A 12,398-nucleotide genomic window follows, 5' to 3' on the forward strand; every position below is an offset into this window, starting at 1 on the left:
CACTTGTTCCGAGTATGACAACGAATACATGGCGTCCAGCCGCCCCCGGCCGGACGCATCTTCGACATGCCGCCGGTTAAGCCAGGACCTCGACCTCGCTCACCATGCGCCAGTCACGTTCGAGCGTTCGCACCGCGTTGCCCGCGACCGTCACCGTGTCGCTCAGCAGAATATCGCGGCTCGAGCTTCCGACCATCAGATCGAAGTCGCCCGGCTCGACGATACGCTCTCCGCGCCCATCGGTGAAGTTCAGCATGTCGACAGGAATGCGCACGCGAACCTGGGCCGAGGCGCCTGCGGCCAGCGGCACACGGGCGAAGGCCTTCAATTCGCGCACCGGCCGCGCCGACGACGCCAGCCGGTCGCGCACATAAATCTGCACGACTTCGGTGCCTTCGCTCGAACCGGTGTTCTCGACCGTGAAGCCGAGTTCGACCGTGCCGTCGCCGATCGGCACTTCGCGTTGCGCAACCACAAGATTGCCATAACGGAACTGCGTGTAGCTGAGTCCGAAGCCGAACGGGTAGCGGCAGCCGAAATGATAGGCGACCGGCGTACCGGCGCTCTTGAGCCGATGGTTGTACGTGTACGGCACGGCTCCGGCGCTCTTCGGCACCGACAACGGCAGGCGGCCCGTGAAATTCGCGCGGCCCACCAGCAGATCGGCGAGCGCTTCGGCGCCGCGCTCGCCCGGCGCGAAGGCCATGATCTGCGCGGCGATCCGGTCTTCCAGACCGCCGAGATTGTACGGCCGCCCGCCCGTCATCACGACGACCGTCGGCGTGCCGCTATCGACCACCGCCGCCAGCAACGCCTGCTGCACGCCCGGCAGATCGAGGCTGTCCGTGTCGGAGCCTTCGCCCACCGTACCGGACTGGAACAGCCCGGCCAGATCGCCGACGAACACGATCGCGACCCCCGCCTGCCGTGCGGCTTCGACCGCTGCGGCGATGCGCCCGGTGTCCTGGCTGATCAGCTCGTCCCGGTTCGCGTCGGCCATCGTGTCCAGCGATACGTCGCCGGGGAACACCGGCGCACCCGCACGGCGCTCCGCGATGATGTCGCAGCCGCGTGCGTGAATCACCCGCTCGTCGCCGAGCAGGGCGCGCAGCGCCTTCAGCGGCGTGCTGATCGATGCGACCGACTGCTCGCCGGAGTTGATCAGGTGGACCGGGAAACTGTAGCCGGCCAGCAGCGCCAACGGGTCGTCCGCGGTCGGGCCGATCACCGCGACCTTCGCCGCGCCTTTCGCGTCCAGCGGCAACACGCCGCCTTCGTTGCGCAGGAGCACCGCCGATTCGAGCGCCACCTGGTATGCCGTGTCGCCGGCCGATTCGCTTTTCACATCCACGCTCTCCGGATCGGCATACGGATTTTCGAACAGGCCGAGACGGAACTTCGCGCGCAGCACGCGCGAAACGGCAGTATCGATCGTCGCTTCGCTGATCTCGCCGCGCGCGAGCGCTTCCTTCAGATGCAGCGCGCACTCGTGGCCGGGCAACTCGACGTCGAGTCCCGCGTTGAACGCGAGCGCGGCGGCCGCCGCGCTGTCGCGTGCGACTGCATGGTGGCTGTAGAGCAGATCGACCGCCGCATAGTCCGCGACGACGAGGCCGTCGAAGCCCCACTTGTCGCGCAACGTGTCCTGCAGCAACGTGCGGTCCGCATGACACGGCACGCCGTCGATGTCGTGATACGCGGGCATGATCGAGCCGGCGTCCGCGAGCTTGACCGCCATTTCGAACGGCAGCATGAACACGTCGTTGAGTTCGCGCGGACCGACATGCACGGGCGCATGATTACGGCCGCCCTCGCTCGCCGAATGGCCGACGAAATGCTTGAGCGTCGCGAGCAGATCGCGGCGTTCGCCTTGCAGCCCCTTCACGTAATGACACGCGAGCACGCCGACCAGATACGGGTCTTCGCCGAGCGTTTCCTCGGTGCGGCCCCAGCGTGGATCGCGCGACACGTCGAGCACCGGCGCGAGTCCTTGATGGCAACCGATCGAGCGCGCCTGCTCGCCGATGATCTCGCCCACCTGCCCGACCAGACGCGGGTTCCACGTCGCCGCATAGTTCAGCGGCGACGGAAACAGCGTCGCGTCCTTGATCATCAGGCCGACCAGACATTCCTCGTGGGACATCACCGGGATACCGAGGCGGGTGTCCTCCACCATCTGCCGCTGCAACGCATTGAGCGCGCGCACGCCTTCTTTCGGATCGACCGTGTGCGTGCCGAGCGGGCGCGTGATCTGACCCAGGCCGTGCTGAAGGATCGTTTCCACCGTGATGGCGCCGTCGCCGTGCGCGAAATCCACCGTACGCGCTTCGTGATTGCCGTCGGACGACAGCTTCAGCCACGCGGCGTGAAGCTGGGCAATTTTTTCGTCCAGAGTCATGCGCGCGAGCAAATCGGAAACGCGCTCCTCGATGGCAGCCCCGGGATTGCGGTAGAGCGGAACTTCACTTTGGCGAAGCAACATCAAGAAACTCCTTTTAATGATTCTGGTGTACAGAGCGCGCGAGGCGCCGACAAATCCGTTTTTCATCGCAAATGCAGAGGCGGTGTTGCTTCAGATGAATCCTCGCCTCGCAATTTCACATTCCTTGCAGAAATTCGTAGTCCTCTGAATAAATTCAGTATCAAGAGACTCGAAATCCGTTACCTCGATCTCGTGACGAAGCAGCTTGACTGCACCGCCGGAGGCTGCGTCGCCGACGCGGCCTCGTCGCCTGGAAGGCGATGCTCAGTGCAGACGCGGCAGCGCGAAATCCTGGTCGTCGAACACGTGGCATGCGTCCGGTGCGAGCGTGAGCTCGATGCGTTCATCGTGCGTCACGCCGCCGTCGCCCGGCAACTTGGCGATCATTGCGTTGCCATCCCGGCTGCCGCCGTCGATATGAACGTAGCTGTGCTCGCCCATGCGCTCCACGAGGCGTACCGCGCAACGGATCGTTTGAGCACCGGGCTGGCCTGACGGCAGACCGAGGTGTTCGGGCCGGATGCCCAGCGTGACGTGCGTGCCGACGCGCACTTTACGGCCGTCCACGTGCGTGCGCACCCGCTCGCCGGTCGTCAGTTCCACTTCGAGACCTTTGTCGTCGATCGCCGTGACTACGCCCGGCAGGAAATTCATCTTCGGCGAGCCGATGAAGCCGGCCACGAAGCGGCTCTTCGGCCGGTGATACAGATCCAGCGGCGCGCCGATCTGCGCGATGCTGCCGTGCTTCTCCATTTCCGCGCCGGCGTGCAGCAGCACGATCTTGTCGGCGAGCGCCATCGCTTCGATCTGGTCGTGCGTGACGTAAATCGCGCTCGCGCGGCGGAATTCGCGGTGCAGGCGCGCAATTTCGATGCGGGTCTGCACGCGCAACGCCGCGTCCAGATTCGACAGCGGTTCGTCGAACAGGAACACGCCCGGCTCGCGCACGATCGCCCGGCCGATCGCCACACGCTGGCGCTGCCCGCCCGACAACGCGGCAGGACGGCGCTCCAGCAAGCCGTCGAGTTGCAGCGCGGCGGCGGTGCGGCGCACCTTGCTGTCGATCGTCGCCTTGTCCATCTTCGCCTGACGCAGCCCGAACGCCATGTTCTCGTAGACGCTCATGTGCGGATACAACGCGTAGTTCTGGAACACCATCGCGACACGGCGCTCCGACGGGTGCACGTTGTTCATCAACTGTCCGTCGATGCGCAACTCGCCCTCGGTGATCGATTCGAGTCCGGCGACCATGCGCAACAGCGTCGACTTCCCGCATCCCGACGGCCCGAGAAACACGCAGAATTCGTTCTCGCCGACTTCGAGATGGACGTTGCGAATGATCGGCGAATTGCCTTCGTACGCCTTCTGTACTTTTGTCAGGGTAATGCTTGCCATAGCTCGTTGTGTTCTTCGCAGTTAAATTGCCGGGCGTTCTTCAGCCCGACTGGTCCTGCCGTCCATGCAGGCCGGCGTGACCCGGTTCGTCATCGGCCCGTCAGCCCTTCAGGGAGCCGGCCATCATGCCCTTGATCAAACGCTCCTGGCCGAATGCGTAGGCCACGATGAGCGGTAACGACGTCATCGTGACGACCGCCAGCATCGCCGGAATGTTCGACGAGTAATGCCCCTGGAAATCCCACACGGCGAGCGGCAGCGTGCGATGCGGCGGAGTCGAGGTCAGCATGTACGCGAAGATGAACTCGTTCCACAGCGCGATGCCGTTGTAGATGGCGACCGTCGCGAGTCCCGGCGTCGAGAGCGGAAAGAAGATGCGCCAGAAGATCTTGAACGGACCACAGCCGTCGAGTTGCGCGGCTTCTTCGAGCTCGTGCGGAATCTGGCGCATGAACTCCGTCAGGATGAAGATCGAGATCGGCAAACTGAGCGCCACGTACGGCCCGATCAACGCGAACTGGGTGTCGTACAGACCGAGGTTGCGGGTCAACAGGTAGATCGGCACGAGCGTGGCGTGCAGCGGCACGATCATTCCCGCAATCACCAGCCCGAACAGCAGCTTGTTCAAACGGAAGCGCAAGCGTGCGAACACGTAGGCCGCCATTGCGCTCAGCAGCACGATCAGCAGAACGGAGACACCGACCACAAAAACGCTATTGGCGAAATACGTGAGGTACGGGCCGCGCAACACGGCCAGGTAGTTGCCGAAGTACCAGTGGATCGGCAGCGCCCAGACCGGCTCCGAGAAGGTTTCTTCCTGCGTCTTCAGACTCGTCACCACGACGAAGATGAACGGCAGCGTCGTCACCGCGAGCCAGATCAGCGCCAGCAACGGCACGCCGATGCGGATCTTTGGAAAATGAAGGCGATTCGTTTCAGTGGCCATGCTTCAAACTTCCGTTTCGTAACGACGCGTCATGCGTAATGCAATGGCCGCAACCAGTGAGACGATGATGAACATCGCAGACCCGATCGTGCTGCCGTAGCCCAGCTGGAAAGAACTGAACACGGTCCGGTACATGTAAGTGGCCATCAGTTCCGACGAGCCTTCCGGACCACCACCCGTCATCACGTAGATCAGATCGAAATAACGCAGCGAACCGAGCACCGACAGCAGCACCGCCGTGCGGATCGCGCCTTGCAGATGGGGCAGCTTGATGCGCCAGAAGATGGTCCATTCGGAGGCGCCATCGAGACGCGCCGCCTCGTTCAACTCGGCCGGCATCGACGACAGCCCGGCGAGGAACAGGATCATGTAGAACGGCACGTTCTGCCAGCAGATCACCGCGATCGTCGAGGCGAGCGAGAAGCGCGTGTCGCCGAGCCAGTCCTGCGCGAGCGAATCGAGGCCGATCGCGTGCAGCGCGGCGTTCAGCGGCCCGAAGTTCGGGTCGTAGACGTTCTTGAACAGCACGCCGATCGCGACGCTCGACATCAGCAGCGGCAGGAAATAAAGAATCTTGAGCATGCGCGAGCCACGTCCCGCCTTGTCCAGCAGCACGGCCAGCGCGAGTGAAATGGGCAGCTCGATCACGATCGACGCGAGCGCGAGAATCACGTTGTTCCAGAGCGAGCGCCAGAAAACCGTGTCCTGAGCGAGCTGAATCCAGTTGGCGAGCCCGACGAAGCGTGAATGCGTACCGAGCCCGGTCCAGTCGACCAGCGAAAGCCGCAGACTGGAGAGCAACGGGTACAGCAGGAAGATCGCCAGCAGCAGCACAGCGGGGGCGAGAAACACTGTGATGACCAGCCACTGCGACGAAATACGCGCCCGCTCGGCGGGCGCAGTGGAAATTGCAATATTCACAGATCGTGTGTCCGGCCCGCGTCGAACGACGCGAGCCGGGCTCCTCTTCAGACTACGGGTTAGCTTCCCGCCTTCGCGGCGGCTTCCATTTGTTGCGCAGCCGCTTCAGGCGTCAGCGACAGGCCGAACAGCGCCTGCGACGTATCCTTGTGCAGCTCGCCCAGCTTCGGCGGCAACTCCTGGTCGTACCAGAGCTGTACGTTCGGCGCGTCGGCGATCAAGGTTTGCAGACGCTTCAGGAACGGATCGCTGATGCTGATGTTGTTGACCGGCGGAATCTTCTTGTCGAGCACGCGGCCGTGCATCGAGGTGTCGTCGGTCATCGTCTGGATCAGCTTGAACGCCGCTGCCGGGTCCTTGCACTCGGTCGAGATGCTCATGAAGCCGTCGCCGACCGTGCCGATCACGTCGCGCGGATCGCCCTTGCCGCCCGGCACGCTCGGGAACGGGAAGAAATCGAGCTTGCTCGCAAACGCCGGATTTTCGTTCTGGATCGTCGATGCTTCCCAGCCGCCCATCAGTTCCATCGCGGCGCGGCCCGAATACAGCAGACGACGCGATGCGCCGACGTCATAGTCGAGGCCGTTGTAGCCCTGCGCGAAAGCGCCCGCCTTCACGAGTTGCTGGATGTACTTGCCCGCTTCGACGAAAGCCGGGTCCGCGAAGCTGCCGCCCGGCGCGCGATCCACTGCCTTGCGGAAGACTTCGGGGCCGCCGATCCGGTCGACGAGGTACATGTAGTACATCGAGCCGGTCCACTTGTTCTTGTTGCTCAGCGCGAACGGCGCGATACCGTGCGAGGTCAGCACCTGCACGACGTGCATCAACTGATCCCACGTTTGCGGCGGCGTCAGGTTGTATTGCTTGAACAGATCCTTGTTGTAGAAGATCACGGCCGCGGACGCATTTTCCGCCGCCACGCCATATGTCTTGTCGCCGAACGTCACCGCATGCCAGGAGGTCGGCATGAAGCGGTTGCGATAAGCCGGGTCTTTCTGCAGATACGGCGTCAGGTCGACCACCTGGCCGGCCTTCACATATTCATGCAGCGGACCGCCGCCCCACGATTCGAACACGCACGGCGGCTCGCCGGCGCCGAAAGCCACCTTCAGCTTGGTCTTGTAGGCTTCGTTCAGGACGTGCGAGTCCTCGACCTTGTAGCCGGGATTCTGATGCTCGAAGCGGTCTGCCGCATCCCGAAGCACCTTGCTCGACGTGACGTTGGTTTGCTGATCCCACTCCGTAATCGTCTTGCCCGATTGTGCGAATGCGGCTGTCGATACGACTGCTGACAGCGAGCATACGAGCGCCGTGGCGCCGACAATTGACCGCGCTTTAAAAAAAGCCGGGTACGCCATGTTTGTGTCCCCTCATGAATATTGGAATATCAACCACACCACGTAACGTTAGCCTTAACGTTAGCGAATGTTAGGCCGCCGTGCGAACGACCGCTATGCGGGATTTTACCTGGTCGCCGCCCGCACGGCTTGCATGCTACAAGAAGATTGACTGCCGAAGGGTCGGCGCGCGCAACCTATTCTGGTAGAATAGTTAGAATATAAACGGTATCGCTAACGTTAAAAGCGAGTCCAATTCGACATGACCTCTCGTACGCCTTCATCACGCATGGCAAGACAGACCCCCACGCTCGAGCATGTCGCCAAGCTCGCCGGTGTCTCGCAGATGACCGCTTCGCGCGCGCTCAACGGCCGCCCGGGCGTGTCGCGGGAAACTCGCGACGAAGTGCTGCGAATCGCGTCGGATATCGGTTACGTCGTCAATCGCACTGCGCAGAAACTCTCGGGTGGCCGCAACGGCATCATCGGCATCATCACGCCGACACTGGACACCCAGTTCTCCAGCGAGCTGATTCTCGGCGCTGGCCGTGCGGCACGCGGCGCGGGTTGCGAGATGCTCGTCTACACGGTATTCGACGAAGACCGCGATACGCATCACGACCTGCTCGGCCTGATCCAGCAATTCTCGGATGGGATTCTCGCCATTCTGCCGCGCGAATCGCTCTGTCTCGAAGCGCTCGCAACCGCCAAGGTGCCGGTCGTCGTCGTCGATCAGCGCGGCACGCTGACCGGTTTTCCGTCGGTGTCGGTCGATAACTATGGCGGCGCCTGTCTCGCGGTCGAGCATCTCGCGGAACTCGGTCACAAGCGGATCGCGTTCCTCGCAGGCGACGAAACGATCGAAGGGGTGCGCGACCGTCAGCGCGGCTATCACGACACGCTGGCCCGGCTCGGGCTGCCGCGTGAAGACGCGCTGGTCGCCGCCGGTGATCTGTCGCAAATGATGGCGTTCGACGTCACGTTCGATCTGCTCAACCTCGCCGATCCGCCCACCGCCATCTTCACCGCGAACGATCAAAGCGCGTTTGGCGTGATCGCCGCGATCAGGGAAGCGGGCTTGCGCGTGCCGGACGATATTTCGGTGATCGGCTTCGACGACATCCCAATGTCGGAGCAATTTCATCCGGCGCTCACGACGATCCGGCAACCTTTCCAGCAGATGGCGCGCTCGGCGGTCAATACGCTGCTCGCGCGGATCGCCGGTATCGACGCGGCCTCGCAGCGCATCACGCTGCCGGCGGAACTGGTCGTGCGCGACTCCACCGGACCAGTCCGCACGAAGCCGCGCCGCCGCGCACGTCACCAGATGGTTTCCACGTAAGTCGAGGCGCGCACCTTCGCGTCCGACGTGACGAGCGCGCCGCCGAACGTGCGGGCAGTGGCGACGATCAGGCGCTGATGGGACGTGAGCGCGGACGACAGCCGCGCCGCGCGCAAGGCGATTTCGGTGTCCACTGGAACCATCCGCACGCCTTCCATCGAGACGAACGTCGACAGCCAGCTGCGCGCGTCCATCGACAACCCGAGCCGGCCTTCGTTGACGAATTCCGCGATTTCGAGCGCACTGATCGCCGAAATCAGGATTTCACCGCCGTCCAGTTCGCGATCGATCGCATCGTGTGCTGCCTGACTCAACGCCTTCTGTCTGCTCAGCCAGCACACCAGTGCAAGCGTATCGAGCGTGATCATCGATCTTCCTGCTCCGCCGCGACGGGAAGGGGCGAGTGCTGCATGTTGAAATGCACGATCGAAGCACGCAATAGTTCGAGCGGGTTCTCCTGCTTGTTCCGGTAGGGCCTGATTTCGATGGTGGGCTGCCCACGATCCGTGACGACAACGGTCTCCCCGAGCATTTCCACCTGCCTGAACAGTTCACATGCCCGGGACTTGAAAATAGCCTTCGATACTCTCTTTTCCATTGCGCTCTCCACCCAGATAATTCGACCAGCTATTTTTTGGATCGGGCCGCAACGATCGTGGTTGACGGCCGGATATTTGTTATCGATTTTCAACCTGCTACGAGGAAGCTCTCTCCGGCTCCCCTACTTCCAACAACGCTCGTGCGACGGTCCGGCAACATGAAGCGTCGCACAGGTGGAGCGGCGCTCCGATCTGGCCGATAGCTGCCTTTGTCGTGATAGTGAAACCAGGAACAGATTTAACGTTATCCCTAACGTTAGATTATGTTAGTAGCACGATTCCGCGACCGCCATGCGGAGTTTACCTGGTCTCGTGAGGACCGCTCCGGAGACTCGCCTACGGCACCGCCCAGCGCTTGTTGTCGGGTGAAAGGCAGCTGCAAGGTTGCAGATCATACTCGGCGAATGCATGACCGTTAGCGATAACGTTAGAAACGCCTGATACCCGATCAAATGAACCTCGTTGTCGCCGCAGCATCGAGGGTATTCATTGCGCTTCCTCTATCGGGTCCGGCGGCGACGCCTGCGTAGCATCGAAATGAACGATCGAAGCGCGCAACAGTTCGAGCGGATTGCCGAGCTTGCTGCGATAGGGGCGAATCTCGATGGTCGGTTGCCCACGATCCGTGACCACCACGGTTTCCCCCAGCGACTCGACCTGCCGGAACAGTTCGCATGCCCTGGACTTGAATATGGCTTTCGATACTCGCTTTTCCATTGCGCTCTCCACCCGGCCGGTTGTTTGTTGTCGACGCGATCAAATCAGCGCGTGGACATGCCCTTCGACTTCGCTACGCTCAAACGGCACCGCAACACCGTCCGCATCGAACAGCGTGACCGCCGACGCCGCGACCTTGATGCCGACGCGTGCGCCGACCGCATGCTGCGCGTCCTTCTTGTCGAGCTTCAGTGAAATCGCCTGCCCCGCGCCGTCGAGGTGCGCATGCAGCAACGATACGTCGCCCAGATGCTCGACCAGTTCGACGCGCGCGCCGAGTCCTTCGCCCGTCGCGCCGATGTCGAGATGCTCGGCCCGCACCCCGAGTGTCAGCTTGCCGCCGAGCGCCCGGCCCGGACGGCCAGGCAACACGATCTGTTCAGTCGCGCCGGCAAGCGTGATGACGGTTTGCGTATCTCCTTGCGACACGAGCGTGGCGGGCAGCATGTTCATCTGCGGCGAGCCGAGAAAGCCGCCGACGAAACGGTTAGCCGGCCGGTCATACAGATCGAGCGGCGCACCGATCTGCTCGATATGTCCTTTGTTGAAGACGACGATTTTCTCGCCCAGCGTCATGGCCTCGACCTGATCGTGCGTGACGTAGATCATCGTCGTGCCGAGTTCACGATGCAGCTTCGCGAGCTCGATGCGCATCTGCACGCGCAGCGCCGCGTCGAGATTCGATAGCGGTTCGTCGAACAGGAACACGCGCGGCTTGCGCACGATCGCCCGTCCTATCGCGACGCGTTGCCGCTGACCACCCGAGAGCGCCTTCGGTTTGCGTTCGAGCAGATGGCTGATCTGCAAAATCTCCGCTGCCCGCCCGACCGCTTCACGGACTTCCTGCTTCGACTTGCCCGACAGCTTCAGCGAAAAGCCCATGTTTTCCGCGACCGTCATGTGCGGGTAGAGCGCGTAGCTCTGGAACACCATCGAGATGCCCCGATCCGCGGGCTGCAGATCGTTGACCCGTACGCCGTCGATCAGAATGTCACCGCCGCTCACCGATTCGAGCCCGGCGATCATGCGCAGCATGGTCGACTTGCCGCACCCGGACGGCCCGACGAAAACCGTGAACTGGCCATCCGGAATGTGAAGATCGATGCCTTGAATGACCTGTGGCCCTTCACCATACGTCTTCGCTACGTTGCGCAATACGAGTTCGCCCATGTCTAGCTTCTCCTGAATCCTTGACCTTGCTTTCCCACGCGACGCCGCCTTTGCGGCGCCGTCACGCGGGTTGTGATGCCGGTGTCCCCGCTTTAGCGCGGCAACGCCGCGCCGGCGTGCTGCGCGATCACGTCCCGATACCAGTGCGCGCTGTCCTTCGGCGTGCGCTGTTGGCTTGCGTAGTCGACGTACACCATGCCGAAGCGCTTGTCGTAGCCGGACGCCCATTCGAAGTTGTCCAGCAGGCTCCACGCGAAATAGCCGGCCACGTCGACACCTTTTTGTGCAGCATCCGACAATGCGGCCAGATGCAGGTCGTAGAACTTGATGCGGTCGGTGTCGCGCACGCGCCCGTTGTCCAGCACGTCTCTCGCCGCGCAGCCGTTCTCGGTGATGTAGATGGGCGGCAGCTTGTAGTTCGCGTTCAGGCCGGTCAGCAGTTCGGTCAAGCCTTGCGGATAGACTTCCCAGTCCATGTCCGTGAAGCCGAGTGCACCCGGCGGCCGCTTTTCACCGGATGCGCTCGCGAAAATGCGGGTGTAGTAGTTGATACCCAGAAAGTCCATCGGCGTGCCGATGATGTCGAAGTCGCCGTCGCGAATCACTTCTTGTGGGCCATTCTCGCCGTACCATTGCAACGCTTCGGCCGGATACTCGCCCTTGAACAGCGGGTCCATGTACCAGCTGACGAACTTCGAATATTCGAGCGATGCGGCAGCCTGGTCCTCGGGCGAATCGGTCGCGCCGTGCGCCGGCGACTGGTTGAGCACGATGCCCAGCGGCGCCTTCACGCCGTCGGCACGCAGCGCCTGCAGCGCGAGGCCATGCGAGAGCAGCAGATGGTGCGATACGTTGGCCGCTTTTTTCAGGTCTGCGTTGCCCGGCGCGAAATAGCCGGTCGCGTTGCCGAGCCACGCGGTGCACCACGGTTCGTTGTGAGTCGCAATCGACGCCACCCGGTCGCCGAGTACGCTGCCGATCTTGCGCGCGTAGTCGGCGAAGCGATAGGCGGTGTCACGGTTTTCCCAGCCGTTTTGCGCTTCCTGCAACGCGAGCGGCAGGTCCCAGTGATACAGCGTCGCGAACGGCTGAATGCCGCGCTCGAGCAACCCGTCGACGAGACGCTCGTAAAAGCCGAGGCCTTTCTCGTTGAACGTGCCACGGCCGTCGGGTTGCACGCGCGGCCACGCGATCGAGAAACGATAGGCCTGCATCCCCAGTTCGGCCATCAGGTCGAGATCCTGCTCGAGACGATGATAGTGATCGCACGCGACATCGCCGTTCTCGCCGTTCACGACCTTGCCCGGCACGTTGCAGAACGCGTCCCAGATCGACGGGCCGCGGCCGTCTTCATGCGCTGCGCCTTCGATCTGATAGGAACTGGTGGCGACGCCCCAAACGAAGTCTTCCTTGAACCGATATGTCGACATAAATAATGTTGTCCTGGATAGTCATGCCCGGTGAGGGCTCGAAGTAAGCCGGATGAAAC

At 62.6% G+C, this 12,398-nt stretch carries 11 protein-coding genes; 1 reads left to right on the top strand and 10 read right to left on the bottom strand.

The annotated features are described in order from the left end of the window. Window positions 1–76 precede the first annotated feature (76 nt). The 5 genes from PQQ53_RS32030 to PQQ53_RS32050 all read right to left on the bottom strand — a co-directional run bounded on the left by PQQ53_RS32030 (window position 77) and on the right by PQQ53_RS32050 (window position 7,102). On the bottom strand, window positions 77–2,482 hold the full coding sequence (locus tag PQQ53_RS32030) for a glycoside hydrolase family 3 N-terminal domain-containing protein (RefSeq protein ID WP_408328600.1): 2,406 nt from the start codon (window positions 2,480–2,482) through the stop codon (window positions 77–79). Window positions 2,483–2,746: 264 nt separating this feature from the next. Continuing rightward, window positions 2,747–3,877: an ABC transporter ATP-binding protein gene (locus tag PQQ53_RS32035; RefSeq protein ID WP_408148944.1), complete on the bottom strand. Its 1,131-nt coding sequence runs from the start codon at window positions 3,875–3,877 to the stop codon at window positions 2,747–2,749. Window positions 3,878–3,977: 100 nt separating this feature from the next. Continuing rightward, window positions 3,978–4,823 (bottom strand): carbohydrate ABC transporter permease, encoded by an 846-nt coding sequence (locus tag PQQ53_RS32040; RefSeq protein ID WP_408148942.1) that lies wholly within the window; start codon window positions 4,821–4,823, stop codon window positions 3,978–3,980. Between the two features lie 3 nt (window positions 4,824–4,826). Next, window positions 4,827–5,744, bottom strand: coding sequence for a carbohydrate ABC transporter permease (locus PQQ53_RS32045; RefSeq protein ID WP_408148940.1), 918 nt, complete (start codon window positions 5,742–5,744; stop codon window positions 4,827–4,829). Window positions 5,745–5,803: 59 nt separating this feature from the next. Further along, window positions 5,804–7,102 carry an extracellular solute-binding protein gene (locus PQQ53_RS32050; protein WP_408148938.1) on the bottom strand — a complete coding sequence of 433 codons (1,299 nt, stop codon included), beginning with the start codon at window positions 7,100–7,102 and terminating at the stop codon, window positions 5,804–5,806. A 268-nt stretch (window positions 7,103–7,370) separates the two neighbouring features. Between PQQ53_RS32050 and PQQ53_RS32055 the strand changes: the two genes are divergently transcribed. After that, complete coding sequence (locus PQQ53_RS32055) at window positions 7,371–8,423, top strand: LacI family DNA-binding transcriptional regulator (protein WP_121324568.1); 1,053 nt, start codon at window positions 7,371–7,373, stop codon at window positions 8,421–8,423. Here PQQ53_RS32055 and PQQ53_RS32060 read toward each other — a convergent pair. The 5 genes from PQQ53_RS32060 to PQQ53_RS32080 all read right to left on the bottom strand — a co-directional run bounded on the left by PQQ53_RS32060 (window position 8,402) and on the right by PQQ53_RS32080 (window position 12,339). Continuing rightward, the gene (locus PQQ53_RS32060; protein ID WP_408148935.1) at window positions 8,402–8,791 is read right to left on the bottom strand and encodes a type II toxin-antitoxin system VapC family toxin; all 390 of its coding nucleotides are present in this window, start codon (window positions 8,789–8,791) and stop codon (window positions 8,402–8,404) included. The two genes, PQQ53_RS32055 and PQQ53_RS32060, sit on opposite strands and share 22 nt — an antisense overlap. After that, entirely contained in the window at window positions 8,788–9,021 is a 234-nt protein-coding gene (locus PQQ53_RS32065; protein WP_408148933.1) for a type II toxin-antitoxin system Phd/YefM family antitoxin, read from the bottom strand. Before PQQ53_RS32065 ends, PQQ53_RS32060 begins: the two co-directional genes overlap by 4 nt. 487 nt (window positions 9,022–9,508) lie before the next feature. Beyond that, the gene (locus PQQ53_RS32070) at window positions 9,509–9,739 is read right to left on the bottom strand and encodes a type II toxin-antitoxin system Phd/YefM family antitoxin (protein WP_408156387.1); all 231 of its coding nucleotides are present in this window, start codon (window positions 9,737–9,739) and stop codon (window positions 9,509–9,511) included. Window positions 9,740–9,778: 39 nt separating this feature from the next. Continuing rightward, a complete protein-coding gene (locus PQQ53_RS32075; RefSeq protein WP_408156389.1) occupies window positions 9,779–10,909 on the bottom strand; it encodes an ABC transporter ATP-binding protein in 1,131 nt (376 codons plus the stop codon). Window positions 10,910–11,001: 92 nt separating this feature from the next. Next, window positions 11,002–12,339, bottom strand: coding sequence for a GH1 family beta-glucosidase (locus PQQ53_RS32080; RefSeq protein ID WP_408156391.1), 1,338 nt, complete (start codon window positions 12,337–12,339; stop codon window positions 11,002–11,004). Window positions 12,340–12,398 lie beyond the last annotated feature (59 nt).

Source organism: Paraburkholderia strydomiana, from assembly GCF_046030495.1.
In the GTDB taxonomy this organism is placed as follows: domain Bacteria; phylum Pseudomonadota; class Gammaproteobacteria; order Burkholderiales; family Burkholderiaceae; genus Paraburkholderia; species Paraburkholderia strydomiana_A.

What these genes read in the sequence shown, in the direction of transcription:
- PQQ53_RS32030 (WP_408328600.1), bottom strand. Translation starts at nt 2,482, where the DNA reads ATGTTGCTTCGCCAAAGTGAAGTTCCGCTCTACCGCAATCCCGGGGCT.
- PQQ53_RS32035 (WP_408148944.1), bottom strand. Translation starts at nt 3,877, where the DNA reads ATGGCAAGCATTACCCTGACAAAAGTACAGAAGGCGTACGAAGGCAAT.
- PQQ53_RS32040 (WP_408148942.1), bottom strand. Translation starts at nt 4,823, where the DNA reads ATGGCCACTGAAACGAATCGCCTTCATTTTCCAAAGATCCGCATCGGC.
- PQQ53_RS32050 (WP_408148938.1), bottom strand. Translation starts at nt 7,102, where the DNA reads ATGGCGTACCCGGCTTTTTTTAAAGCGCGGTCAATTGTCGGCGCCACG.
- PQQ53_RS32055 (WP_121324568.1), top strand. Translation starts at nt 7,371, where the DNA reads ATGGCAAGACAGACCCCCACGCTCGAGCATGTCGCCAAGCTCGCCGGT.
- PQQ53_RS32060 (WP_408148935.1), bottom strand. Translation starts at nt 8,791, where the DNA reads ATGATCACGCTCGATACGCTTGCACTGGTGTGCTGGCTGAGCAGACAG.
- PQQ53_RS32065 (WP_408148933.1), bottom strand. Translation starts at nt 9,021, where the DNA reads ATGGAAAAGAGAGTATCGAAGGCTATTTTCAAGTCCCGGGCATGTGAA.
- PQQ53_RS32070 (WP_408156387.1), bottom strand. Translation starts at nt 9,739, where the DNA reads ATGGAAAAGCGAGTATCGAAAGCCATATTCAAGTCCAGGGCATGCGAA.
- PQQ53_RS32075 (WP_408156389.1), bottom strand. Translation starts at nt 10,909, where the DNA reads ATGGGCGAACTCGTATTGCGCAACGTAGCGAAGACGTATGGTGAAGGG.
- PQQ53_RS32080 (WP_408156391.1), bottom strand. Translation starts at nt 12,339, where the DNA reads ATGTCGACATATCGGTTCAAGGAAGACTTCGTTTGGGGCGTCGCCACC.